Below are 24,319 nucleotides of genomic sequence, written 5' to 3'. Positions count from 1 at the left end.
CGCCCTCCCGCGACATGGGGAGGCGGCGGCTTCGTCCGTTACAGTGGCTCGCCGCGCAGCGCCGCTGGCGGCTCGGAAGCCCGGGGCCGCGACAGCCGCAGCAGCACCACGCCAGCGATGAGGGTGAGGGCCATGGTGACGCCTTCACGCGGGCTGGCGCCGAAGGCCACCAACGTCAGCCCCAGCCCCAGCGTAGGGACCGCCAGCAGGGCGTGGAGCGGACGCAGCCCTCGCTCACGCCGCCAGGCTAGCGTGGCCAGCGCGGCGGACGTGACGCCGTACTGCATCAGCACCGCGATGCTGGAGAGGGCGAACAGCTCCGACAGGTCGCCCAGGTTGACGAACAGCAGGACCAGCGCCCAGGTGACAGCGAGCGCGCGCACCGGCACGCCTCCGGCGGACATCCCGTCCAGCCCCAGCAGCGTGTGCTCGCCCGACGCCAGCGCGGACAGGTAGCGCGGCGTCGTCACCATCATCCCCAGGCAGATGCCCAGCGCGGACACGCTGGTGCCCGCCTTCACCCACCCTTCGAGCCCGGGCCCGCCCCACACGCCCGCCGCCGCGGCCAGCGGCGCGGCCTGGGAGGCCAGCTCCGGCAGCGCGGCCACGCACGCCCACACCAGGCCCACGTACAGCAGCACCGCCACCAGCAGCGAGCCCACCGTGGCCAGCGGCACGGTGCGCGACGACGAGCGCACCTGCCCCGCGATCACCGGGACGATTTCGAAGCCCTGGTAGGCGAACATCACCGTCAACCCCGCCCGCAGCCACGACACGTCCACGGCCGGGGCCGCGGCCACCGCCGCGGCGGGAGATGGCCCCGACAGCGCCAGGAACGCCACCAGCAACGCGGCCAGCGGCAGCAGCTTGACGACGGTGAGCGCCGTCCAGGTCCCTGCCGACACGCGGATGCCGGAAGCCACCACGCCCGCCAGCGCCGTGACGAGGACGGAGGCGAGCACCGACTGCCCCAGGGCGCCCTCCAGGCCCAGGGAGGGCGCCACCGCATGGGAGAGGCCCGCCACCACCGCGGCGGTGCTCAGGAACGCGCTGACGTAGGCAACCCACCCCACCAGGAAGGACGCCCGCTCTCCAAAGGCCGCGCGCGCGAAGAGGACCGGCCCGCCGTCCGCGTCGAAACGCCGGCCCAGCACGGCGAAGGCCAGCGCCACCGGTATCAGCGCGAGCCCGGTGAGCGCGAAGGCGGCAATGGCGCTGGCACCCGGCGCCAGCGCGGCGACCTCCGCCGGGGCGAAGAAGATGCCGACGCCGACGATGCCATTGACGCCAAGCGCAAGGAGTTGGAACGGCCCCACCGGACGCGACGCGGATGCGACAGCGGGGGCGGAGGAAGGAACCGGCACGGAGGTACTTCACTACAGCTGAGCGCCGGACACCAATGCACCGGGTGGGCACCCCCGATATGGTTGTGGGCGCCGAGCGTTTCGGCCCGATATCCAGGCCGTTTGCCTGAGGCACGGCGCTGAGGAGGGTTCGATGCGGCTTCACGGTGCGCTGATGGGACTGTGTCTGATGTGCGCTGGCTGCGCGACGCTGAGCCGGGGTTTCGGCGCCACGGCCAACGAGGACACGGGCGAGTACGAAACGCCGGCAGAAGAGCTGGTGTACATCGTCCCCGCCGAGGACGCGATGATGGTGGCGCGCCGCATCCTGGAAGAGCAGCGCTACGACGTCATGGAGAAGGAAGGCGGGCTGGAGATGTTCTCCTCGGCCCATGAGCCCGGAAAGAACATGCCGGGCCTGCGCACCATCGAGCGCTACTACATCAAGGGCGAGCGGCTGGGGCCGCGGCAGACCGTCGTGCGCGTCTTCCGGCTCAGCTACAACGAGATGGATACCCAACTGGAGATTCCGCCACAGGCGGCGGGCAAGCGGGAGGCGGCCATGTTCGCCGCGCTGGATGCCCATCCCTTTGACGCCACGCGGGACGCCTTCACCTACGCGAACGGTCCCAGTGGCCCCCGGGCGGTGCCCATGGAGGACCCGTTCAAGAACGCGCCGGGCATGGAGCGCATGCGAATGGTGCGCGGCGTGCGCGACCTGGACATCGAGCGGACCTTGCTGCAGCGGCTGGAGATGGTGCCCGCGCTGGAGCTGGTGGGCAGCAACGCGCCCGTGCCCATCCGCTCCGTGACGCCAGAAGGAGGACAGACGGAGCAGGCGCAGCAGGCGCCGGAGTGTGGCACCCCGGTGGACGGCGCCGGCCCGCTGATGGCGCCAGGGCACGTGCTGCTGCTGGCGGACCCCCTGGGCACGCGGGAGTTGCCCACGGCGGCGCTGCGGATGCTCTGTGAAGCCACGGCCCAGGGCCTGCCGGTGACGCTGGCGCTGTCGCTGCCCGCCTCCGAGCAGCCGCTGCTGGAGACCTACCTGGCGAGCCCGGGCCAGCCCCAGGACCTCCAGACCATGATGAGCGAGAGCCCCTTCTGGCGCCGCACCTATCAGGACGGCCGCAGCAGCAGCGCCATGCTCTGGCTCATCGAACAGGCACGCCGGCTGCGCGCCGCTGGCAAGGACATCTCCCTGGTGGCCTTCGACGCCGAGAAGGCCCAGGGCAACGAGCGCGAGGCGGAGATGGCCCGGCACCTGCTGGCCCACCAGCAGACACGCGCCCAGGCCTGGACGCTGGTGCTCGCGGGCGGCACGCACGTGCGGACGGCGGGCGTGAACTGGGACAGCGACTATGCGCCACTGGGAGCGCGACTGGCCCAGGTCCTCCCGTCGGTGCGCGCGCTCGACGTGGGCTTCACGCGAGGCACGCAGTTCTCCTGCCGCTTCAACGTCTGGGACGCGGTGGAGTGCAACGTGTTCGCCATCAGTCCCACGAAGGAGGTCCGGCAGAAGCCCGACATCGCCTCCGGGGTGCGGCTCTTCCCGCAGCCGCTCGCGGAAGGCTTTCACGGCCGCCTCTATGTGGGGGCGCTGAGCGCGTCACCTCCAGCGCTCCATCGGCGGGCCCCCACCACCGCCGCCCAGACACCGCCCGCCACCTCGCCGTAGAAACGGCAAGTCCTGCCGGGCTTGGCAAGCCTTGCCGCACCGGAATGGCGCGGGCGCGGCAAATCTGCTTCGCCTGCCATGGATGCCCTGGCACGGGCGCCGTGCAAAGGCTGGCATCCGCCTGCCCGATTCAGCGAAACCTCTCAGCACCCTCCAACCTCCCGTCGGTGTTCGCGGGCATCAACGGCTACGTGAGCCTGCGCTGCGTGCTGCCGGAGCAGTACACCAGCCGAGGCGGGCTGGAACGAGGAGGCCGCCCAGTACTACGGCAGCAGCGTCTTCAACCACTCCGCCATCAACACGCCTGACCTACACGCCCGCGAGGCGGTCCCAGTCCTCCTCGCCCTGGAAGACGTGCACCGCCAACCGCTCGCACACGGCCTGGTGCGAGCGCGCGGCGGCGCCGCCCACCCAGACGGGCAAACCCCTGGGCAGCGCCTGCATCAAACGCGTCAGGGTGGCCTCGAAGGCCTCCGCGCTCCGGCTGGCCACCGTGGACAGCCCCACGAAGTCGGGCCGCAGCGCCGATACCGCGCGGCCCAGGTCCTCGGCGGGAACGCGCTGTCCCAACAGCGTCACCCGCACGCCCAGGTGCCGCAGCCGCAGCGCGGCGCCCAGCAGGCCCATCTCGTGCTCTTCTTCCGGGAAGCACGCCAGGACGCCATGCCGGTGCCGCCCCTGGGGCGCCGCGTGCAGCAGGCTCACCAGCCGCGCCCGCACCATCTGTGACACCAGGTGTTCCTGCGCCACCGTCAGCGAGCCCGACTCCCATTGCTCGCCCACGTCGCACAGCAGCGGCGCCAGCACCTCATCGAAGGCCTTGAGCGGGGGCAGCGCGGCCAGCACCTCGTCCAGCACGTCCGACACGCGCGGCTGGTCATACGCCAGGGCGGCGGCGAGCACGGATTCCCGCCACGTCTCCGCATGCGCCCGCGTCTCCAGATGGGTGCCGCGCACCGCCGCTTCCGCATCCAGACCTTCCATCAACTGGGGCAGCAGCTTCGCCGCCTCGCTGATGGCCACGCCTTCGTCGGTCAGCCGCTTGAGCTGCTTGAGCACCGCCACGTCACGGTCCGTATAGGCGCGGTAGCCAGCGGGGGTCCGGCGCGGGGTGAGCACGCCATAGCGGCGCTCCCAGGCCCGGATGAGCTCCACCCGGACTCCTGCCAACTCCGCGGCGATGTGGATTCGATAGGTGCGCTCAGCCATGTCGCTACGGCAAGACTACGGGCGATTCTGAGCGTTGCGCACCTGGTTCCAGATGGCCACCAACTCTTCCGACGACTCCGCGTACTGCGCGCCGAGCGAGAAAATGGCCCTCAGGTGCTCGCGAGCCCCCAGCCCGCCGACGACCACGGGAAAGGGCGCGCAGGCCCGGAGCGCGTCTTCCAGGACGGACGCGAACTCCTCCGGCGCACGGGCGCGCACGAAGGACAGCGCCACCACGTCCGGCCGCACCTGCACGCAAGCTCCCTGCAGCGCCGCCGCCGGGGTGTCCGCGCCCAGCATCGTCACCCGCCACCCCTTGCGCTTGAGGTGGATGCCCAGCACCAGCAGGCCACCTTCATGGTGATCCCCCGCCGGACAGGCGAGCAGGGCACGGGGGCCGGCAGGCGTGGGGGGCAGGGTGTCATACACCTGCCGCAGGCGCTGGCGGATGAGGGAGGAGGCCAGGTGCTCCCGCGCGACGTCCAGCCGCACGCCCATCTCCCGCAGCAGGGGCAGCAGGAAGCAGTCACAGTAGGCCTCCACCTCCATGACGGTCTGCGCGTCATCCAGCACGCGCGTCACCTCGTCCCCTTCCAGGGCCCCCACGGAGGACCAGAAGCGCTCGCTCAGGCGCTCGGCTTCGGGCTGCTCACGCGGCGGCTCCGTCTTTACCTGGGCGATGGCCTCGCTCACCGACAGGCCTTCCTCCTGGATGAGCCGGGCCACACAGCGGACGGCATCCACCTCCTCGCGCGAATAGACGCGGTAGTTGTTGCCCTCGCTGCGCAGCGGGCGCGGGAAGCCGTAGCGCCGCTCCCAGGCGCGCAGCGTCGCCTCGCGGATGCCCGTCATGCGCGCGATGGTGCGGATGCGCAACGTCATGACGCCAGCCCCCGGGCCGCGTCCCAGCGCTCCGCCACGCCTCGCGCACCGGACACCCTGCGCGTGAAGCCCTCCATGGACGTCACCGCCGCCAGTCGCCGCACCACCGTCTCCAATCCCTCCTGGAAGACGGACATGTCGCCGGGCGGATGCGGGGTGCCCACCTCCAGCAACACGTCTGGACGTTCGTGCTCGAAGAAGCCGTAGCGCACCGCGATGGGCAGGCACTCCACCTTCGACACCCGCGCCAGCAGCTCCACGCCCCGCTCCAGTCGCATTGGGAGCACGCCGAAGGGACGGTGCTCGCCCTCCGGGAAGATGAACACCACCGCGCGGGGCCTGCGCAGCAGCTCCTTCGCGTAGCGCAGCGACGCCACCGGTGACGTCGCGTCCTTGCGCCGGATGCTGAAGGCGCCAATGCGTGTGAGGAAGCGATAGCGGCGCAGGTTCTCCTCATCCATGAGGCAGTAGCCGTCCCAACCCGCCGTCTGGCAGAGCTGGTTGAGCACGAAGCCGTCCCACCAGTTGGAGTGGTTCAGGTACACCAGCCGGCCCGGACCTCCCACCGGAAGCGTCCCACGCACCCACAATCCCCGGAACGCCGAGCGGAACTTCCATCCGATGTACCGGTCCCACGCCCAGCCCAGCGGGCCACCTTTCGCCGCGTGAATCACGACGCCCGGGCCTCCCCCAGCAGCGACACCAACCCGGTGAACAGCGCCAGGCCCAGCGACACCAACACGCTGGTAATCACGAAGAAGAGCAGCTCTTCCAGCGGCACCACGCCCAGGTACACGCCCAGGTGCTTGCCTTCACCGAAGTTCCAGATGCCGGTGGAGATGGCCAGGTGGTCCGCGATGGACAGGTACAGCCCCATGATGAAGGCCGGCGGCAGCACCGCCTTGAGCACCGCCCCGGAGCGGTCCTTGTAGTGGCGCACCAGCACCACCAACTGGAAGGCGATGACCGGCAGCGTCCAGCCCAACAGGTGGATGAGGTATGCCCACTTCGTCTCCATCATGGTGCCACCTCCCGAGCCGTCAGCGCACCATCGCGGCGCTCACCCGTCTCCGCCGCGGGCCGAGTCGCCCGGGCATCCGGCGCCAACGCACGCGCCAGCCGGGCCCGGGCCCACAGCCCCACCAGCAGCGTCTGCAGGCCGAAGAAGAGGTACTCCTCCAGAGGCAGGTACCCCAGCTTGATGCCCCAGATGCGCTCGGGGTCGAAGCCCCACAGGCCCCACTTCACCGCCAGGTTGTCCCAGGGCGACGTCGCCGCGTACACGACGATGAGCAGGAGCCCCATGGGCGCCAGGCTCCTGGCCGTGAAGGTGCGGCGGTAGCGCCACGCCAGGAAGAGAATGGGCACCACCACGAACAACCCAAGGAATCGCGCGTACGTCATCCCGGTCCTCCACTCAGCTCCGGAGCCACCCGTACCATTTGACCTCCGGGGCGCAACGCATAGGTCTGCCCCCGCCACGTCACCGTGCCCTGCTGCCACAGCGAGCGCAGGAAAGCAGCCAGCAAGAGCGCTTCGCCCAACAACCAGTCCGTCACCGCGTAGGCCCTCCCCGCGTCCGCCACCGGCGCGTGGAGCCCGGCCAACCGAAGCGACAGCAAGGTCCGCACGGCCACCAGTCCCGCCACCGAGCCCGCCAGCACCGGCGACCCCAGCGCCGCGGCCAGCACCGTCAGCGGCAGCGTCGGCGTGAAGAGCAGCGGCACCGTGGGATACAGCGCGGGCCGGTGACTGGCCAGTACCTGCATCCAGCGAGTGAAGCGCGACAGGGGCGCCGCCCAGGGCACCTTGGCGTCCAAAGGCACCACCGCCGGGGCGCTGCTCAGCACCACGTCCAGTCCCTGGGCGTGAAGACGCTTGGCCAACTCCAGGTCCTCGCCAATGTGGTCCGCGAGCCGCCGCAGCGATTCCACGGCCACGGGAGACAAGCCCAAAGCCTTGCCACACACGGCCTTGGCGCCCGCGCTCATCGCATCCAGGGCCCGGAAGCTGTGGTGTGTGTAACGCAGCAGGCCCGCCATGGCCCGGCTCGCGCCGTCCCGAGGCCCCACTGGCAGCGGCGCCGCGGTGCTCAGTGCGGCGCCCGCGGCCACCGGCACGGCCAGGCCCTCCACCAGCGCGCCCGTCACCGCCACGTCCGCGTCCACCGACAGCACCACCCGGTCACCCACGGGCAACACGTCCAGCGCATACAGCAGGTGTCCCACCTTCCGGTTGGGCGTCAACGGATCGCTGGGAAGCCACCGCACGCCCGGGGCGAGCCGGGGACGGTAGGGCGACACCACCACCTGGTCCAACGGCCCGGCGTAGTCGATGGACTGCGCCAGATTCTCCAGCTCTCGAGGCGTGGGCGCGTCCACCGGGCGCAGCAGCAACACTGGCGGCAGCGTGCCGGGCTGGGGAGCGGCGCCAGCCCGTGCGCGCGACAGACGCACGCACGCCACCGCACTGAAGCCCGTGGCCACGGTGCACCACACCAGGGACGCGAGGACGAGCACGCTCATGCCGCCCGTCCCATGCGCGTGCGGAAGTGCGCCATCCAGCGGATGAAGGGCGAGTGGAAGCGACGGAAGTCCGCCACCTCGCCCAGGGAGTCCAGAGGCCCCTGGCGCGCCTCCAGCCGTGCGTAGAAGGGCGACGACTCCAGCAGCTTCGGCTGTCCCACCACCACGTTGCCCGCGTGCAGGCGTGACGGCACGCGCAGGCCCCAGCTGGTGATGTGGGTGGGCCGCGCCTCCACCAACGCGGGGCCCCGTTCGCAGCGCACTCCGCGCGCGCCCGCCACCACTCGCAGCGGCGCGACACCTTCAGGCAGGTGGTAGTCCACCACCGTCTCGTCCTCGCGGTGCGTGCGAGCCCAGTGCCACCCCGACAACCGCGCGCCCAGCAACTCTCCGCCGTGGTTGGTGTCGTGGTAGCCCAGGCCACTCGCCTCGATGCCCAGCGAGGACACCTCCAGCCGTGCCTGAGAACGAGGCGCCAGCGCTTGCCAGTAGTGCGGCAGCCCAGGCATGAGCTGCACCACCTCGCCCACGGGCGTCATCGGCTCCAGCGTCAGGCCCGCGCGCACGGGCCGGCCCCACGGCGCCGTCCAGTCGTCCACGGCCATCCGCACCGTGCCGTCCCCCTCGTACGACAGCGTGGAGCGGCCGATACGCAGCCGGCCCGGGGCCTCCAGCTCCGCGCGCGCGTACTCGCTGAGGACCCACAGCCGCCGCACGCCCTCGTGGTACAGCGCGAAGTTCACCGCGCTGTGCTCCAGCGGCCGTCCGCCCCGCCGCGCCGCCACCGAGTACCGGGGCGAGAACAGCGAGCCCAGCATGAAGATGCACACCGCGCTGTAGGGCCCCGCGGTGACGTCCGCATAGAACCAGCGGTAGGTGCCCGCCGCGTCCGGCAGGGCGGGGAGTTTCGCCAGGCGCATCATGCGTCCCTCCGGAGGTGCTGCGACGCCAGCTCCGCGGCGAAGCGACCGGACAACATCACCAGCGGCACGCCGCCGCCTGGATGCGTGCCACCGCCCGCGAAGAACAGGCCCGGCGTGTTGCCGCGGATGCGCGGCCGGCGGAAGGGGCCGAACTTCCCGTGCGGCAGGAAGCCGTAGATGGAGCCGCCCGGGGCTCCCTGCGCGGCCAGGTCCACCGGCGAGCGCTGGCCGATGACACGCACGCGCCCCTTGAGCGCCGGGTAGTGCCGGCACAGGCGCTCCAGCATCTGCGCCCTCACGCGCTCGGCGCCTGCTTCCCAGTCGCGGGTGGCCTGCTCCGCGCCGCGCGCGTCCACGGGCAGCGCGGGCGCGTTGACCATGCCGAACAACCCGGTGCGGCCCGGAGGCACCATGCTCTCGTCGGTGGCGGAGGGGTTGCAGAAGTACACCGTTGGGTCGGACGCGAGCTGCCCGCCGAACAGCTCGTCGAACTCGCGCCGGTAGTCACCGCCGAAGAGCACCGTGTGGTGCGGTAGAGCGATGCGGCCCTCCACCTCCAACAGCAGCACGAAGCCAGACAGCGCCAGCGGCTCCTCCGCGCGAGCGAGCCGCTCCAGCGGGTCCGCGTTCACCACCACGCTGTCGAAGCGCTCCATGCCCTCCTGCGGGCCCACCTGGTAGCCCTCGCGCGTGCGCTCGAAGCGAGCCCGTGTGTCCAGGTGGATGCGCACGCCCAGCCGGCGCACGGCCTGCCCCAGCGCATCCACCAGCGCGCCGATGCCGCCGCGGACGTGGTGCACGCCATAGGCATGCTCGATGTGAGGAATCAGCGCGAAGGCCGCGCTGGCCTCGTAGGGTGAAGCGCCCGTGTACGTGGCGAAGCGGCCCACGTACTGCCGCAGGTGGTCCGTCTTGAAGTGCCGGGCCGCCAGCTCGTGCAGCGTGCCCATCTTCATCCCCGCCATGACGGCCCCCACGCCGCGCTTCGCCACGCGCGTCATGAAGCCAGCCATGCCCTCGAAGGGGGCTTCCAGGTAGGGCTCGCCCGCGGCCCGCCAGATGGCCGCGGCCTCCGTGTAGAAGCCGCGGATGCCGTCGCGCTCACCCGGGCGGACACCCGCCGCGCTCTCCGCCATCCGCTCCACGTCCTTGTAGGCCGTGAAGTCACACCCGTCCTCGAAGCGGTAGGCGCACTGCGGCTCCAGCTCCGTGAAGCGCGGCAGCAGGTCCTCGGCGCCCAGTTGATGGAAGGTGCCACGCACCAGGTGCGGCAGCGTCAGCAACGTGGGCCCCGTGTCCAGGGTGATGCCATTCACGGTGACGGCCTGGGCCTTGCCGCCCAGCGAGGTACCTCGCTCGAACAGCGTCACCTCGTGCCCTTCCTTCGCCAGCAGCCCGGCGGCCGTCAGTCCACCGATGCCGCCCCCCACCACCGCGACGCGGGTGCGCTTCATGCTCCACCTCCCATGCGCCGCCGAAGCTCCGTCTTCATTCCATCGCCACGCATGACGCCCTCACCCGCCCGTCCCGGTGGGAAGCAGCGGCATGCGCACCTCGCCCTGGGGGACGGGCAGCACCGCGGCGGGCCGCACCATGGCCGCGGAAGCCAGCGCGAGCTTGCGGCGCGTCGTCACGTGGGCCCGGGCGCTGAACACGTCGTAGTCGCGCGCTTCGATGTCGCGCAGGATGTCGCCATAGATGGCGCCCATCAGCCGCACCATCCGCTGACTGCCGAAGCCCGTCAGGTAGCGCACGCCGGCCGCCGCCCGCGCGTAGTACGCCCGCGAGCGCTCGACCTGGAAGCGCATGAAGGACCGCCAGCGCGCGTCCACCTGTCCGCGCCGCAAGTCGTCCTCCGACAATCCGAAGGCGGCCAGCTCCTCGGCGGGCAGGTACACCCGGCCGCGCTCCAGGTCCTCGCGCACGTCGCGGAGGATGTTGGTGAGCTGCATGGCCCGGCCCAGGTCGGCCGCGGGCTCCACCGCCGCCGCGTCCGAGCACCCCAGCACCGGCGTCAGCATCAGCCCCACCACGCCCGCCACGCGGTAGCAATAGAGGTCCAGCTCCGCCCAGGTGGCGTAGCGGTGCTTCGTCAGGTCCATCTCCATGCCGGAGATGAGGTCCTGGAAGGGCTGCTCCGGAATCCGGAAGTGGCGCACCGTGTGCTCGAGCGCGGCGAACTCCCGCGCGTCCCACGGCGTCGCGGCCGCGCTGCCCTTCACCCGGTCCGCGGGCGGGCCCAGCTCGCGCGAGGCCAGCTCCGGCATGGGCACGTACAGCTCCGCCACGCGCTGCCGCGCCCGCGCCAGCCGCACCGGCAACGCATCGGCCGCGCTCGCCGCGTCGTCCCCATCCACCATGTCGTCCAGGCGCCGGCAGAAGGCGTAGAGCGCGAACGCCGCCTTCCGGCGCAGGCCGAAGAGCAGGTACGAGGCGAAGAAGAAGCTCTTGGCGTGATGGCGCGTCACCTGCTTCGCCAGCACATAGCCGCGCTCCACCAGCGCCTTGTCGACAGGCGGGCTCACGCGGCCACCCCTTCCAGCGGCGTGGCGGCGGCCGTCCGAGGCGACAGCGAAACGCCCTGCGCGTGGGCCCACGTCATCAGCCGCTCCGTCACCAGCCGCGCGGAGATGAGCACCGTGGGCAGCCCCGTCCCCGGCTGCGTGGAAGCACCGACGAAGAAGAGGTTCTTCACCCGCGCGTCCTGGTTGGACGGACGGAAGGGGCCAATCTGCGTGAAGTTCTGGGACAGGCCGAAGGCGCTGCCACGCGCCAGGTTGAAGGCGCCGGCCCAGTTATCCGGAGTGAAGACGCGCTCCACCTCGATGTCCGACTCCAGCGACGGGAAGCCCAGCTCCGCCATGCGCGCGAAGAACTTCGCGCGCACCTTGGGCCCCTCCACCTTCCAGTCCAGGTCCGGGTGCTGGTGCGGCACGGGCACCAGCACGTAGAGCGCGTCCTTGCCCTCGGGCGCCAGGGACGCGTCGGTGCGCGTGGGCGCGTTGACGTAGAAGCTGGGGTCCTCCGGCACGCGGAAGCGCTCGAAGATGTCGTCGAAGGAGCCCTTGTAGTCCCGGCCGAACACCACGTTGTGGTGCAAGAGCTCCGGGTAGCGCCGCTTCATGCCCAGGTAGAGCATGTAGCCGCTGGACGTGTAGCGCAGCTTCTCCTTGCGCTTGAGCGTCGTCGCCTTCGGGTCCAGCAGCTTCTCGTACGCGTAGGGCAGGTCCGCGTTGCACAGCACCGCGTCCGCCTCCACCACCTCGCCGCCCTCCAACCGCACGCCTCGAGTACGGCCGCCATCGGTGAGGATGCGCTCCACGGGCGCGCCGTAGTGGAAGCGCACACCCTCCTCGCGCGCCAGCCGCTCCAGCGCCTGGGGAATGGCATACAGGCCGCCCTTGGGGAACCAGATGCCCACACCCAGCTCGGTGAAGGGCAGCAGGCCGTACACCGCGGGCGACGCGTAGGGCGACACGCCCAGGTACATCGTCTGGAAGGTCATCGCCGCGCGCAGCCGCTCGTCCTGGAAGAAGCGGCTGACGTCCCCGTACATGCGGCGGTGGGCGCGTACCTGGAAGATGCGCGCGAGCACGCGCGGCGAGAGGTAGTCGCGCAGGCCCTCGTAGTTGCGCCCCACCAGGTGGTCCAGGCTCGTTCGGTACTGGACGCGGCCCTGGGCCAGGAAGGCGAGGTAGCGCGCGTAGCTGCCGGGCTCCACGCGCTCCAACTCGCGGCCCATGGCGCACAGCTCTGACGTGAAGGTGACATCCGAACCGTCCCGGAAGTGGACCCGATAGTTCGGGTCGCACTTGAGCAGCGTCAGGTAGTCCTCGATGCGGCGGCCCACCGCGCGGAAGGTCTCCTCGAACACCTCCGGCATCAGCACGATGGTGGGGCCCAGGTCCCACGTGAAGCCATCCACCTGCAACCGGTTGCAGCGCCCGCCCGGTCCCTGTGTCTTCTCGAAGACCTGGACGTCGAAGCCCTGGTGCGCCAGCCGGGCGGCGGCGGCCAGCCCGCCCACGCCCGCGCCCACCACCACGATGCGCCTGCCCTGTGTCGATGCACTCATGGCGTCCTCAGGCGGCGCGGTGGGCCAGCCGGGCGATGAGCGCGTCGAGCAGCTCTCTCACACCGTTGGGATTGGGCAGCGACTGCAACGAGCGGCGGGCGGCCCGGGAGGCGCGCACCACCATGCGCTCACACGCGGCCCGGCCTCCGCAGGACTCCACCAGCGCGCGGGCCCGCGCCAGCGCCGCGGCGTCCTTCTGCTCCACCGGCAGCGACCACAGCGCCTCCAGCTCCATGCGCTCGGCCTCGGTGGCGCGCGCGAAGGCGGCCAGCACTGGAAAGGTTCGCTTGCCTTGGAGGAAGTCGCCGTCAGCGGCCTTGCCAGCGACGTTCGAATCACCAAAAAGGCCCAGCAAATCGTCCCGAAGCTGGTAGGCAAGACCGACGTGACGGCCCACGCGCTCCAACCCCTCCACCAAGCCGCTGCTGGCACCGCCGAGCATGGCCCCGCACACCAGCGGGGCGCAGAAGCCGTAGCGCGCCGTCTTGAGATGCGCCACGCGCAGCGTCTGGAAGAGCGTCACCTCCGCCAGCGGCGCGCGGCCCAGGTCCAGGTCCAGGTACTGCCCGGCCGCCGTGTGACGGCACACGCCCAGGTAGTACTGCACCACGCCCGCGACGCCCGTCAGCCCCGAGCCCAGCATGGCCTCCAGGGCGCGCGCGAAGAGGTGGTCTCCCACCACCACGGCCAGGTCCTCGCCCGCGCGTCCGGGCGCCAGCAGCCGGTGCAGGGACGCGGCGCCCCGCCGCAGCTCCGCCTGATCCGCCACGTCGTCGTGGATGAGGAGGAAGGTGTGCAGCAGCTCCAGCCCAGCGGCGAAGCGCCACAACCCGGAGGGCACCACCGCGCTCCCACGCGCCAGGCAGTGTCCGGCCATCACCAGCGCGGGGCGGAGCCGCTTGGCGGGCCGCAAGGCATAGGCCCGGGCCTGCGTCAGTGCCTGTGTCCAACGAACGTCCAGGCCGGCCTCGTCGGGAAGTTCGAACAACTCCGCCAGCGAGGTCTCCACCTCCGCCTGGACCAGTTGCAGCCAGGCCTGCTCCAGAGGAAGCAGGCCCGTCGGCGGCTGCGCATCGGGAAGCGTGAGTGCCATGCTTCTTTCCTCCGAAGAACCCGTTCCTTTGCGTCCTAGAGGTAGCGTTTGCGTCCAGAGCTTGTCAAGGGTATGTCTAAGGTTTGCGATAACCTTGTACACAGAGGTCCCCTCATGAAGGCGTGGATCGCAGGTGCGCTCTCCATCTCCCTGGCAGCGGGAAGTGCCCTGGGCGCGGCGCCGGCCACGGAGCCGGTGGACGCGACGTTACGCACCTCCGCGGGAAAGGAGGTCCAGCTTTCCAAGTGGCGAGGAAAACCGGTCATCCTGTTCTATGAGGACAAGGACTCGACCAAGCTCAACTCGACCCTGAAGAAGGAGCTGTTCGCCCGGGGTCAGGAGCGCGGAATCCTGGATGCGGCCTGGGTGCTGGCGGTCGCAAACCTTCAGAATTTCGACTTTTTTCCGGCCCGGCAGATTGCCCTCTCCTTCGTCCGGGACGAGGAGAAGAAGGTGGGCGTGCCTATCCTGGTGGATATGGATGGAGCGTTGGGAAAGGCGCCGTGGAAGCTGCCGGTGAAAACGTCCAACATCGTGCTGCTGGATTCCGAAGGGGCCCTGGTCTACCGGCACTCCGGCCGGATGAAGCCGGATGAGCTGACGACCTTCTTCGCCGTCCTGAGCCGCCTGGTGGGCGTGGACCTGAACGCCCCGGCGCCTTCGGAGCCCTCCCCGTGAAGGTGGCCCTCACCGGCGCGAGCGGCTTCCTAGGTCCAGGGCTTGTCCAGGGTTTGTTGGAGCGCGGACATCAGGTCCACATCCTGTCCCGGAACGTTGAACACGCCCTGGCCCGCCTGCCCGCCGGCGTGACGGGAGCGCCCTTCGACGCCGGCTCGCCGCTGCCGCCCGAGGCCCTGGCGGACGCGGAGGCCGTCGTGCACCTGGCGGGCGAGCCGGTGGCCCAGCGTTGGACGCGGGAAGGCAAGCACCGCATCCACGACAGCCGGGTGCTGGGCACGCGCGTGGTGGCGGCGATGCGGGGCGCGGGCACGGTGAGGCGGTTCGTGTCGGCGTCCGCCATCGGCTACTACGGCGGCACGCGCGGCGCGGATCCGCTGACGGAGGAGAGCCCTCCAGGTGACGACTTCCTGGCCCGCGTGTGCGTGGACTGGGAGGCGGAGGCGATGCAGGCGCGCGAGTCCGATATCGCCACGGCGGTGGTGCGCATGGGCGTGGTGCTGCACCCGGACGGCGGCGCGCTCCACAAGATGCTGCCCCCCTTCCGCGTGGGCGCGGGCGGCCCGGTGGGCAGCGGCGAGCAATTCGTGAGCTGGGTGCACCGCGACGACGCCAGGGATTTGCTCCTCTTCCTGCTGGCCCATCCCCAGGTGGAGGGCATGGTGAACGCCACCGCGCCCACGCCGGTGACGAACGCCTTCTTCGCGCACACGCTGGGCCACGTGCTGGGCCGGCCGTCCATGGTGCGGATGCCGGCGTTCATGCTCAAGGCGGCCCTGGGAGAGATGGCGAAGGTGGTGTTGGAGGGCCAGCGCGTGCTGCCCCAGCGCGCCCATGAGGCGGGCTTCGTGTTCCGGTACCCGGAGCTGGAGGGCGCGCTGCGCGACCTGCTGGCTTAGGGTGCGCGGATGGACGCGAAGACACTGGAGGCGCGGGCCCGCGCCGAGGGAACGCCCGTCATCGACCCGGACACCGCCACCTTCGTGTGGCGAGGCCGGGGCCCCATCTGCCTCCAAGGTGACTTCCAGGACTGGCGCGGCAAGCCGCTGCCCCTCAAGCGCGTGGCGCCCGGACTGTGGGCTCGCACGCTGACGCTGCCCGCGGATGCCTACGTCGAATACGCGCTGGAGGACCCGCGCGGCCGGCGCGTGGAGGACCCGCTCAACCGCCACCCCTCCGACAATGGCTTTGGCGGCATCAACCATTCGTTCCACATGCCCCAGACCCGCTCGTCCCTGCCCGCCCGGCACCCGCGCGGCGCGCCTCGGGGGCGCGTCACCCGGCACGTGGTGGACACAGGAGACGTGGACCTGCCGGGCCAGCGCCGGGTGTACCTGTACGCGCCGCCCACGGACGCGCCGGTGCCCTTGGTGGTGGTGTACGACGGCGAGGACTATCTGCGCCGCGTCCGCCTTCCGGAGCTGGTGGACACCCTGATGGCCGAAGGCCGCATGCGTCCGGTGGCCCTGGCGCTCGTGTGCAATGGCGGCGAGACGCGCAGCATGGAGTACGCCTGCAGCGAGTACACGGTGGGGCTGTTGAAGTGGAAGGTGCTGCCGCTGGCGCGCCAGAAGCTGTCGCTGGTGGACGAGCGGCGCAGCCCCGGTGCCCACGCGGTACTCGGGGCCTCGCTGGGCGGGTTGATGGCGCTCTACACCGGCCTGCGCATGCCGGACGTCTTCGGCCGGGTGCTGTCGCAGTCCGGGGCCTTCGCGGTGGAGGGCCATGACTTCGTCGTCTTCGACCTGGCGCGGCCCCCACCCCGCCGCCCGCTGGATGTCTGGCTTGACTGCGGCCGCTTCGAGGGCTTGCTGGAGGGCAACCGCCGCATCGTTCCCGTGCTCTCAGAAGCCGGGCATCAGGTGGAACTCAGGGAGTACAGCGGTGGGCACAACTACCCTGCGTGGCGTGAAGACCTGGTACACGGCCTGGAGCGCCACTTCCCTCCCCCGCCCGCCAAGCGCCGGGAGTCATTGCGTTTTTCCGGGCGATGACGCGGGTTCGCCCGCCGTGCGGGGACGCTCCGGCGGACGCACGTTAGAGGTGGGACGCAACTGGAGCCGCACCGCGCCCGATAACCTACATGGGAATTCCCGGAGCTCTGTCCGCACCGGGCCCCATCCCTGGAGCCCCCCATGTCTCGCATTGATGGTGGTAACCGTCCGTCCTCGCCCAAGGGCCCGGTGCATGAGCGCGCCAGCGCCCCGGAGCAGCGGCCGGCCTCCGGCACCGCCACCCAGGGGACGAAGGGCGTCCAGGCGCACCGCACGGTGCAGACGTTCCAGGGCCGCAGCGACTTCGAGCCCGACCGGCGCCCCGCCCAGCGCGGGGTGACGGCGCCGCCTCCGCCTCCGGACGCCACCGCCATCGCGGGCGCTGACGCGGAGCTGGAGCTGCTCTCCGAGTTCCCCGACCAGGCGGACGCCCAGGGCGGGCTCGCCTCCGCCATGCTGCACGCGCACGCGAACGAGCCCGCCTCGCAGGCCCGCATCGTCGAGCGTCTGAAGCAGGACGGCCGCCTGGAGTCGCTCTTCGGTGAGGTGTTCCGCGAGGGCAATCCCTACGTCGAGCAGCCGCACCGCAACGCCGTCGTGCGCGCGCTGGGGACCGCCATGGCGCGGGGCACGGTGACGTCCGACGACCTGCGCGCCTTCGCTCGCGGCGCCTACGCGCAGGAGTGGCGGCAGATCGGCTCCGAGCTGACGACGCCCCGCCCGCTCACGGAGAAGCCTTAGCGCACGCGCCGGATGCACCCATGAAAGCTCCTCGTCGACGCACCCCCGGCGCGGGTCGCAGGAAAACCATCAGCCGACGCTCCCGCCCGGCCCGGCGCGCGCATGGCACGTACCGGGCCCGGCTCAGGAAACGCCCGCCCAAGAAGTACCGGGTGCGGATGCGGACCGCCCGCCGCACCCTCTGAACAGGCCCTGATGCCCGGCTCAGGGCAGCGCCACCTGCCCGGGTGACGAGCGCTGCCCCGCGGCGCCCAGGCCCAACGTGCCGTAGAGGCTGGAGCCCCAGCTCAGCACCGTGCCGTCGCGCTTCATCGCCAGGGAGAAATCCGCCCCGCCCGACACCACGGTGACGTCCGTCAGCTCCCGCACGCGCAGGGGCTCCGTCCGGTTCGCGTTGTCCCCCAGCCCCAGCTGGCCGTGCGAGTTGCGGCCCCACGTCCACACCGTGCCCTTGAGCCCCACGGCGAACGCGTGGCGAGCCCCCGCGCCCACGGCGGACACAGAGGACAGGCTCGGCACCGGCCGGGGCACCAGGCGCATCCGCGTGCCGCTGGTGCCGTCCCCCAGTTGACCGAACGCGTTGTCGCCCCACGTCCAGACGGTGCCGTCGCCCCGCAGCGCCACCGTGTGCGTCGCGCCCGCGCGCACGTCCACCACGCCGTCCACGCCCTTCACCCCCACGCGCGAGTAGCGGGTGGTGCCGGTGCCGTCTCCCAACTGGCCCGACGCGTTGTTGCCCCACGCAGACAGGGTGCCGTCCGAGTGCAGCGCCAGCGAGTAGTGGTCTCCGCCCGCCACGGCCACCACGCCCTCCAGCCCCTCCACCCGGATGGGCAGGGAGCGCGACTCCGCGGTGCCGTCCCCCAGCTGGCCGAACGCGTTGTAGCCCCACGTCCACACCGAGCCATCCGAGCGCACCGCCAGCGCGTGGTAGCCCCCCGAGCCAATGGCCACCACGTCCCCCAGCCCGGCCACCTGCACCGGCCTGGTGCGCGAAGTGGACGTGCCATCCCCGAGCTGACCGAAGCCATTGGCGCCCCACGCCCAGACGGTGCCGTCACTGCGCAGCGCCAGCGAGTGCCAGGCGCCCGAGGACACGGCCACCACGCTCGCCAATCCACGAACCTCCAAGGGCACCGCGCGTCGCGTGGTGGTGCCGTCTCCCAGCTGGCCGAACGCGTTGTCGCCCCACGTCTGCACGGTGCCGTCCGACATTTGCACCACCGCGTGCTGGCCCCAGGCGCGCACGGCGCGCACGGGCGGGCGGATTTTCGGCCCGTCGATTTTCACCGCCATCGGCGTCAGCTGCGGGCCCGTCTTCCCATCACCGAGCTGGCCGTACTCGTTGCTGCCCCAGGCGCGGGCGGTACCGTCCAGCAGCACGGCCACGGTGAACTGCTCTCCCGCGGCCACCGCCTCCACGCCTCGCAGCTCCGGCACCTGCCGGGGGTACATCCACGTCGGCGAGGACGAGCCATCCCCCAGCTGCCCCAGCGTGTTGTCGCCCCACGTCCACACCGTGCCGTCGGCGCTCAGCGCCACCACGTGGTGGGCCCCCGCGGACATGGCGCGGATGCCCTTCACGGAGGCCACCTGCTTGGGCACGCTCCGCGCGAGGTTGGTGCCATCGCCCAGCTGGCCGGACGGGTTCGCGCCCCAGGCCCACGCGGTGCCGTCGTCGCGCACCGCCACCGAGAAGGCGCGCCCGGCCGCCACGGACGCCACGCGCTCCAGCCCCTTCACGCGCACCGGCGTCAGGCTCGGCTCGGTGCCCCCATCTCCCAGCTGGCCCGAGCCATTCGCGCCCCAGGCCCACAACGCGCCGTCCTCGCCCACCGCCAGGGCGTGCGTTTCGCCCACCGCCACGGCCACCACGTTGGAGAGGTGCTCGAGGTGGGCCGGCAGGGCGCGGTCAGTAGTGGTGCCGTCCCCCAGCTGGCCACTGGCGTTGCCGCCCCAGCTCCACACGGAGCCATCCGCGCGCAGCGCCACCGACGCGTCTCCCCCCGCCGCCAGCGCCACCACGCCCCGAAGCCCCTCCACCAGCCCCGGCGTCACGCGCGGGGTGGTGGTGCCATCCCCCAGCTGCCCCCGCCCGTTCGCGCCCCAGGCCCAGACGGTGCCGTCACACGCCAGCGCCAGCGAGTGCCGCAAGCCGCTGGCGACCGAGCGGACACAGGGCACGCCGCGCACGGACACCGGTCCCGCGCGGTGGGTAGAGGTGCCGTCGCCCAGTTGGCCCGAGCCATTCTCTCCCCAGGCCATCACCGTGCCATCGGCGCGTACCATCAGCGTGTGCGCGCGGCCGACGGACAACCGGTCCACGCGGCCAATGCCACGCACCTGCACCGGCAGGGCGCTCCACCCCGCGGCGCCCAGGCCCAGCTGGCCGAAGCGGTTGTAGCCCCACCCGCGCAACGTCCCATCCGCGTGCAGCGCGAGCACGTGCAGGTGGCTGGGGTGGAGCGCCTGGATGCCAGTCAGGCCGGGGATGAGGGCGGGCCGCACGCGAGAGGTGAGCGTTCCGTCTCCGAGCTGGCCGTAACCGTTGTAGCCCCACGCGCGCACCGTGCCATCGCCTTGCAACGCCATGGAGTGGGAGCGGCCACCGCTGACGGCGGTGATGCCCTGCAGCCCCGGCACCTGCACCGGACGGAAGCGGTCCGCCCAGGAGCCGTCCCCGAGCTGCCCTTCACCATTGTCGCCCCACGCCCACACCGTGCCGTCGCCGCGCACGGCCAGCGCATGCGCGGAGCCCGCCGCCACGCGGGTGACGTTCGCCAGTCCCTCCACACGCACCGGACTCAATCGCTGAACGCCACCGCCGTCCCCCAGCTGTCCCTCGAAGCCCTCGCCCCACGTCCACACCGTGCCGTCGGACTGCAGGACCATGGAGAAGTACGAACCGGCGGCCACCGCCACCACCGCACCGAGCCCCGACACGCGCACCGGCGTCAACCGGTCCACCGTCGTGCCGTCCCCCAGCTGTCCCAGCGCGTTGTAGCCCCAGGCCCACACGCTGCCGTCGCTGCGCAGCGCCAGGACGTGACTGCCGCCCGCGGCCACCGCCGTCACCGACGTCAGGCCCGGCACCGCGACGGGCCGGGCGCGGTCCGTGGTGGTGCCATCCCCCAGCTGTCCGGCGGCGTTGCGCCCCCAGGCCCAGACCGTCCCATCCATGCCCACGGCGAGCGAATGGTGGGCGGCCGAGGCGACGCTGCGAACGCCGCCGAGCCCCTCCACGCGCACCGCGGCGTGGCGCTCGGCGGTGCTGCCATCACCGAGCTGTCCGGAGGTGTTGCGGCCCCAGGCCCAGACGGAGCCATCCCCCAGCGCGGCCAGGGAGTGGAAGCTGCCGGTCGCCATCGACGTCACGCCCGCCAGGCGCATCACCGGCGCGGGCACCACGTGGCGCTCGGAGCCGCCGTGGCCCAGCTGGCCCGACAGGCCTCCGCCCCAGGCCCAGAGCGTGCCGTCTTTTCGCAGGGCCAGCGCGTGCTGCGCGCCGCCCACCACCGAGGCCACCGCATTCAGCCCCGGCACCGGTCCCGGCGTGGCGCGGTCGGTGGTGTCTCCATCGCCCAGTTGGCCGGAGCCATTGGCACCCCACGCGAACACGGCGCCCGCTTCGAGCAGCGCCAGCGAATCCGAGTCCATGGAGGCCACGGCCTTCACCCGCTCGAGTCCCGGCACCTGCATGGGCACGGCGCGGTCATTCCACGTGCCATCACCGAGCTGCCCGGAGGCATTGCTGCCCCACGCCCACACGCCGCCGTCCTTGCCCAGCGCCAGCGCGTGGTAGGTGCCCGCCGTCACCGCGGTGATGCCGCTGAGCTGGGAGACCTTCACGGGAGACAGGCGCTGGGTGAAGGTACCGTCACCCAATTGGCCAGAGCCGTTGGAGCCCCACGCGCGCACCGTGCCGTCCTCGAGCACGGCCAGGGTGAAGTCGAAGCCCGCGGCGAGCGCGACCACGCCATTCAACCCAGGAACCCGCTCGGGCGTGAGCCCCGGCTGGGTGTGTCCCCGGCCGAGCTGTCCGTGGAAGTTCGTCCCCCACGCCCATACCGTGCCGTCTTCGCGCAGCGCCAGCGAGTGGAAGTCTCCTGCGGCCACCGCCACCACGTTGTCCAGGCCGGCCACCCGCATCGGCGTCGCGCGGTCGGTGGTGCTGCCATCACCGAGCTGCCCGGAGCTGTTGCCGCCCCACGTCCACACCGTGCCATCCGCGCCCAGTGCGAGCGAGTGGGCTTCTCCGGACACCACCGACACGATGTCCTCCAGCGCCGCCAGCCGCACCGGCGCCAGTCCCAGGAGGGACGTCTCCGCCCCGCCAAGCTGGCCGGAGCCATTGCCGCCCCAGGCCCACACGTCGCCTCCGGGTGACAGATACAGCGAGTGCTGGGAACCCGCGGCGATGCGCATCGGCGGAGCCGTGACGACCACTCGCTGGGTGCGCGTGGCGTGTGGAGTCTCCGGCATGGCGAGCTCCCCCGAGGGCTCGCAGCCAGCCATCAGCAAGGCGCTCAACAGGCACATCAACAGGCGGCGCGTTCCCGCCATCATGTCAGGGGGCATGGGGGTCTCCTCGATGAGGTGGTGCATGCGCGTCAGCCAGGCGGTTCGCCGTTACACACGCGGCGACCCTTCAGTGGCTTTCGGGCAGGCCGGTGTATGCGGCCAACACGCTGTTACTTGTATCGCGAGAATGGCTCAGGCGCTCTCTTGGCTGCATGCTGCAATCGCATGCGACGTGGGTTCGGGTCGCGATTGCCCCAGCTGCGAACACCCCACACGGATTGATGCGATGTCCGTGTACGAGGTGTTCACATTTCTTCACGCCGGATTGCATTGCAGCGCGTCGCGCACGGGTCAGGATGGCGCACTGCATGGACACCGCGCGCTTCATCCTCTTCGCCCTCGTCACCGGCATCGCCACGGTCGCCATCCACGTCTACCTGTACCGGCGCCTCTTCGCGGCCACGTCGGAGCACCGCGCATGGCGGCGCGTGGGCATGGGCGTCATGACGGTGTTGGGCACACTGCTGGTGCTGTCGTGGTCGGTGACGCGCTTCCTTCCCATGGACTCCACCTTCGCCGTGGCCACGGCGGTGTGGACGTGGATGGGCATGGCCATCTACCTGTTGCTCGCGCTCGGAGTGTTGGCCGCGGTGCGCATGGTGGCGGCACGAATGCAGCGCTCGCGCGGCGAGCCGGCGGTGGTGGAGCTGCGCGGTGGCGCACAGGTCGCCGGCACGAGGGCCTCGGTGTCCCATTCACATGCGGTGGGTGGCGCGGCACAGGCTGGCGGCACGCTGGCGGCGACGGGCACGGAGTCCGTGTCAGTGACTCCGGAAGCCCTGGCGACGAGCGGACACGGCGCGGCGGCGACGGGCACCGAGTCCGTGTCGGTGACTCTGGAGGCCATGGCGCCAGGTGGACACGGCGCGGCGGCGACGCACGCCGAAGCTGCTCCGGTGGCAATGGCGACAGGGGCCGACGGCGCCACGTCCGCGGCCCCGGTGGATGTGGAGCGTCGACGCTTCCTTGCTCGGGCGACAGCCGGCGGAGCGGTGCTGGCCGCAGGTGGTGTGACGGGCTTCGGGATGTGGAGCGCCTTCCATCCGCCGGTGGTGAACGAGGTGGCGGTGAAGCTGCCGGGGCTGCCCAAGGCGCTGGATGGCTTCAGCATCGTCCACCTGAGTGACATCCACGTGGGCCCGGTCATCCGGCGCCGCTTCATGGACGAGTTGGTGCGCCGCTGCAACGCATTGCGCCCCGACCTGGTGTGCATCACTGGCGACCTGGTGGACGGACACGTCGCGTCGCTGGCCCCGGCGGTCTCGGCGCTGTCCGAGTTGAAGTCACGCCACGGCACCTACTTCGTCACGGGAAACCACGAGTACTACTGGAGCGACGCGGCCTGGGCGGAGGCGCTGGAGCGTATGGATGTGCATGTTCTGCGCAACCGTCACGTGCGCATTGGCGACACGGCCGCGTCATTCGACCTGGTGGGTGTGGACGACTGGTCGGCGGGCAAGATGGGGTTCTCGCAAGGCTATGACCTGGCGGCGGCGACGACGGGCCGGGATTCCGAGCGGGCCTCGGTGCTGCTCGCGCATCAGCCGTCGAACTGGAAGGTGGCGGCGCGGGAGGGAATGGGCTTGCAGCTCTCCGGACACACGCATGGGGGACAGTTCTTCCCCTTCACGCTGGCGGTCTCCGCCATCTGGGAGCACGACGCGGGTTTGTTTCACGAAGGAGACCGGCACCTGTATGTCAGCCGGGGAACAGGCTTCTGGGGTCCGCCGCTGCGCGTCGGAGCGCCGCCGGAGATCGTCCGGGTGACACTCCTGGCGTGATGCATAGATTCGGCGGGTATGGCCAGGGAACCCGCCCAACGTGAGCTGAAACAAGAGCGTGCCGCGCGCACGCGCATGGACATTCTGGAAGCGGCCATCCACCTCTTCGCGAGGCGAGGCTTCCTCGCCACGACGATGGCGGACTTATCCCGCGCCATCCGGATGACGCCCGGAGCGCTGTACTGGCACTTCCCCACCAAGGAAGACCTGCTGCTGGCTGCGATTGAGGAATTACACCAGCGCTGTCTGAGAGCCTTTCAGCTACCTGGAGACGACCGCGAGCTTCCGGCGCGGGAGCAATTCCAAGCCATCTGCGAGCGGACGCACCTCCTCCTTCGCGAGCACCGTGAATACGGAATCTTCTTCGCGATGCTCGCGGCCGAGGCCGCCGACTCCAATGACCAGGTAGCGGAGGCCATCCGAGACAAGCTGGCCCTCTACGCGACGACGCTGGAGCGCCTCATCCGTCACGGGCAGCAGATGGGGGAGTTCCGGCAGGACGTGGACGCACTCGCCGCCGCGCACAGCCTCCTGGGCGGGCTCCTGGGCATGCTCGTGCACCAGAACCTCTTCCGCGCCTCCGTGGATTACGACCCCCTGTACCGCGCCGTCATGCTGATACACCAGGCGGGACTCGTGCAGGCCACAGGCTTCGACTGCGTCAATGCCAGCCAATCCTGACATCCCTTACGAGGGCTGACGCGGCAACGCCAGCCAGCGCCCGGACACATGCCCCGCTCAAAATGAAACGGGCGGAACCCCATGTCAGGGTTCCGCCCGTTCTGGACCTCACGGAAACAGGGCCTGTACTTCAGC

Annotated in this window: 20 protein-coding genes; 7 read left to right on the top strand and 13 right to left on the bottom strand. The window is 71.2% G+C overall.

All coding sequences use genetic code 11. From position 1 onward, the window contains the following. Positions 1-38: 38 nt before the first annotated feature. A complete protein-coding gene (locus OZ403_RS04675; protein WP_328285538.1) occupies positions 39-1,316 on the bottom strand; it encodes an APC family permease in 1,278 nt (425 codons plus the stop codon). Between the two features lie 181 nt (positions 1,317-1,497). Here OZ403_RS04675 and OZ403_RS04670 point away from each other — a divergent pair, with 181 nt between their 5' ends. Then, complete coding sequence (locus tag OZ403_RS04670) at positions 1,498-3,021, top strand: hypothetical protein (RefSeq protein WP_268783577.1); 1,524 nt, start codon at positions 1,498-1,500, stop codon at positions 3,019-3,021. A 309-nt stretch (positions 3,022-3,330) separates the two neighbouring features. On the opposite strand, the gene OZ403_RS04665 is transcribed toward OZ403_RS04670, so the two are convergent. Genes OZ403_RS04665 through OZ403_RS04615 form a run of 11 tightly spaced genes read right to left on the bottom strand, consistent with a single transcriptional unit; the run spans position 3,331 to position 13,728 of the window. Further along, positions 3,331-4,230 carry a MerR family transcriptional regulator gene (locus tag OZ403_RS04665; protein ID WP_268783576.1) on the bottom strand — a complete coding sequence of 300 codons (900 nt, stop codon included), beginning with the start codon at positions 4,228-4,230 and terminating at the stop codon, positions 3,331-3,333. A gap of 15 nt (positions 4,231-4,245) precedes the next feature. Beyond that, positions 4,246-5,112 carry a MerR family transcriptional regulator gene (locus tag OZ403_RS04660; RefSeq protein WP_268783575.1) on the bottom strand — a complete coding sequence of 289 codons (867 nt, stop codon included), beginning with the start codon at positions 5,110-5,112 and terminating at the stop codon, positions 4,246-4,248. After that, positions 5,109-5,786 (bottom strand): lysophospholipid acyltransferase family protein, encoded by a 678-nt coding sequence (locus OZ403_RS04655; protein ID WP_268783574.1) that lies wholly within the window; start codon positions 5,784-5,786, stop codon positions 5,109-5,111. The genes OZ403_RS04660 and OZ403_RS04655 overlap by 4 nt, the downstream gene beginning before the upstream one ends. Next, positions 5,783-6,133 carry a lycopene cyclase domain-containing protein gene (locus OZ403_RS04650; protein WP_140853098.1) on the bottom strand — a complete coding sequence of 117 codons (351 nt, stop codon included), beginning with the start codon at positions 6,131-6,133 and terminating at the stop codon, positions 5,783-5,785. Before OZ403_RS04650 ends, OZ403_RS04655 begins: the two co-directional genes overlap by 4 nt. Continuing rightward, entirely contained in the window at positions 6,130-6,516 is a 387-nt protein-coding gene (locus OZ403_RS04645; RefSeq protein ID WP_268783573.1) for a lycopene cyclase domain-containing protein, read from the bottom strand. The genes OZ403_RS04650 and OZ403_RS04645 overlap by 4 nt, the downstream gene beginning before the upstream one ends. Next, positions 6,513-7,637: a glycosyltransferase gene (locus OZ403_RS04640; RefSeq protein WP_268783572.1), complete on the bottom strand. Its 1,125-nt coding sequence runs from the start codon at positions 7,635-7,637 to the stop codon at positions 6,513-6,515. The genes OZ403_RS04645 and OZ403_RS04640 overlap by 4 nt, the downstream gene beginning before the upstream one ends. Next, entirely contained in the window at positions 7,634-8,560 is a 927-nt protein-coding gene (locus tag OZ403_RS04635) for a carotenoid 1,2-hydratase (protein WP_268783571.1), read from the bottom strand. The genes OZ403_RS04640 and OZ403_RS04635 overlap by 4 nt, the downstream gene beginning before the upstream one ends. Then, entirely contained in the window at positions 8,557-10,014 is a 1,458-nt protein-coding gene (locus OZ403_RS04630) for a phytoene desaturase family protein (protein ID WP_268783570.1), read from the bottom strand. The genes OZ403_RS04635 and OZ403_RS04630 overlap by 4 nt, the downstream gene beginning before the upstream one ends. 60 nt (positions 10,015-10,074) lie before the next feature. After that, a complete protein-coding gene (locus OZ403_RS04625) occupies positions 10,075-11,085 on the bottom strand; it encodes a phytoene/squalene synthase family protein (protein WP_268783569.1) in 1,011 nt (336 codons plus the stop codon). Beyond that, positions 11,082-12,635: a phytoene desaturase family protein gene (locus OZ403_RS04620; RefSeq protein ID WP_268783568.1), complete on the bottom strand. Its 1,554-nt coding sequence runs from the start codon at positions 12,633-12,635 to the stop codon at positions 11,082-11,084. Before OZ403_RS04620 ends, OZ403_RS04625 begins: the two co-directional genes overlap by 4 nt. Positions 12,636-12,642: 7 nt before the next feature. Beyond that, positions 12,643-13,728, bottom strand: a complete 1,086-nt coding sequence (locus tag OZ403_RS04615; RefSeq protein ID WP_140787648.1) for a polyprenyl synthetase family protein — start codon at positions 13,726-13,728, stop codon at positions 12,643-12,645. 114 nt (positions 13,729-13,842) lie between these two features. Between OZ403_RS04615 and OZ403_RS04610 the strand changes: the two genes are divergently transcribed. The 4 genes from OZ403_RS04610 (at position 13,843) to OZ403_RS04595 (ending at position 17,141) form a co-directional block, all read left to right on the top strand. Beyond that, complete coding sequence (locus OZ403_RS04610; protein ID WP_174258647.1) at positions 13,843-14,406, top strand: peroxiredoxin family protein; 564 nt, start codon at positions 13,843-13,845, stop codon at positions 14,404-14,406. Then, a complete protein-coding gene (locus OZ403_RS04605; protein WP_268783567.1) occupies positions 14,403-15,305 on the top strand; it encodes a TIGR01777 family oxidoreductase in 903 nt (300 codons plus the stop codon). The genes OZ403_RS04610 and OZ403_RS04605 overlap by 4 nt, the downstream gene beginning before the upstream one ends. Before the next feature lie 9 nt (positions 15,306-15,314). Next, positions 15,315-16,400, top strand: coding sequence for an alpha/beta hydrolase-fold protein (locus OZ403_RS04600; RefSeq protein ID WP_268783566.1), 1,086 nt, complete (start codon positions 15,315-15,317; stop codon positions 16,398-16,400). Positions 16,401-16,541: 141 nt separating this feature from the next. Continuing rightward, complete coding sequence (locus OZ403_RS04595) at positions 16,542-17,141, top strand: hypothetical protein (protein WP_140787640.1); 600 nt, start codon at positions 16,542-16,544, stop codon at positions 17,139-17,141. A gap of 204 nt (positions 17,142-17,345) precedes the next feature. Here the strand turns inward: OZ403_RS04595 and OZ403_RS04590 are convergent, their stop codons facing one another. After that, positions 17,346-21,719 (bottom strand): RCC1 domain-containing protein, encoded by a 4,374-nt coding sequence (locus OZ403_RS04590; protein WP_268783565.1) that lies wholly within the window; start codon positions 21,717-21,719, stop codon positions 17,346-17,348. Positions 21,720-22,030: 311 nt separating this feature from the next. Here OZ403_RS04590 and OZ403_RS04585 point away from each other — a divergent pair, with 311 nt between their 5' ends. Next, positions 22,031-23,503: a metallophosphoesterase gene (locus OZ403_RS04585; protein ID WP_268783564.1), complete on the top strand. Its 1,473-nt coding sequence runs from the start codon at positions 22,031-22,033 to the stop codon at positions 23,501-23,503. Between the two features lie 18 nt (positions 23,504-23,521). Further along, on the top strand, positions 23,522-24,184 hold the full coding sequence (locus OZ403_RS04580) for a TetR/AcrR family transcriptional regulator (RefSeq protein ID WP_140873278.1): 663 nt from the start codon (positions 23,522-23,524) through the stop codon (positions 24,182-24,184). The last annotated feature ends 135 nt before the right edge of the window (positions 24,185-24,319 follow it).

The sequence above is a fragment of the Myxococcus sp. NMCA1 genome (assembly GCF_026810205.1).
Lineage (GTDB): Bacteria > Myxococcota > Myxococcia > Myxococcales > Myxococcaceae > Myxococcus > Myxococcus xanthus_A.
This window is presented reverse-complemented; position numbering and strand designations above follow the sequence as displayed.

Coding starts and splice junctions, on each gene's coding strand:
- OZ403_RS04650 (WP_140853098.1), bottom strand. CDS start 6,133: ATGATGGAGACGAAGTGGGCATACCTCATCCACCTGTTGGGCTGGACG.
- OZ403_RS04620 (WP_268783568.1), bottom strand. CDS start 12,635: ATGAGTGCATCGACACAGGGCAGGCGCATCGTGGTGGTGGGCGCGGGC.
- OZ403_RS04670 (WP_268783577.1), top strand. CDS start 1,498: ATGCGGCTTCACGGTGCGCTGATGGGACTGTGTCTGATGTGCGCTGGC.
- OZ403_RS04585 (WP_268783564.1), top strand. CDS start 22,031: ATGGACACCGCGCGCTTCATCCTCTTCGCCCTCGTCACCGGCATCGCC.
- OZ403_RS04590 (WP_268783565.1), bottom strand. CDS start 21,719: ATGCCCCCTGACATGATGGCGGGAACGCGCCGCCTGTTGATGTGCCTG.
- OZ403_RS04615 (WP_140787648.1), bottom strand. CDS start 13,728: ATGGCACTCACGCTTCCCGATGCGCAGCCGCCGACGGGCCTGCTTCCT.
- OZ403_RS04595 (WP_140787640.1), top strand. CDS start 16,542: ATGTCTCGCATTGATGGTGGTAACCGTCCGTCCTCGCCCAAGGGCCCG.
- OZ403_RS04635 (WP_268783571.1), bottom strand. CDS start 8,560: ATGATGCGCCTGGCGAAACTCCCCGCCCTGCCGGACGCGGCGGGCACC.
- OZ403_RS04630 (WP_268783570.1), bottom strand. CDS start 10,014: ATGAAGCGCACCCGCGTCGCGGTGGTGGGGGGCGGCATCGGTGGACTG.
- OZ403_RS04640 (WP_268783572.1), bottom strand. CDS start 7,637: ATGAGCGTGCTCGTCCTCGCGTCCCTGGTGTGGTGCACCGTGGCCACG.
- OZ403_RS04610 (WP_174258647.1), top strand. CDS start 13,843: ATGAAGGCGTGGATCGCAGGTGCGCTCTCCATCTCCCTGGCAGCGGGA.
- OZ403_RS04600 (WP_268783566.1), top strand. CDS start 15,315: ATGGACGCGAAGACACTGGAGGCGCGGGCCCGCGCCGAGGGAACGCCC.
- OZ403_RS04645 (WP_268783573.1), bottom strand. CDS start 6,516: ATGACGTACGCGCGATTCCTTGGGTTGTTCGTGGTGGTGCCCATTCTC.
- OZ403_RS04665 (WP_268783576.1), bottom strand. CDS start 4,230: ATGGCTGAGCGCACCTATCGAATCCACATCGCCGCGGAGTTGGCAGGA.
- OZ403_RS04580 (WP_140873278.1), top strand. CDS start 23,522: ATGGCCAGGGAACCCGCCCAACGTGAGCTGAAACAAGAGCGTGCCGCG.
- OZ403_RS04660 (WP_268783575.1), bottom strand. CDS start 5,112: ATGACGTTGCGCATCCGCACCATCGCGCGCATGACGGGCATCCGCGAG.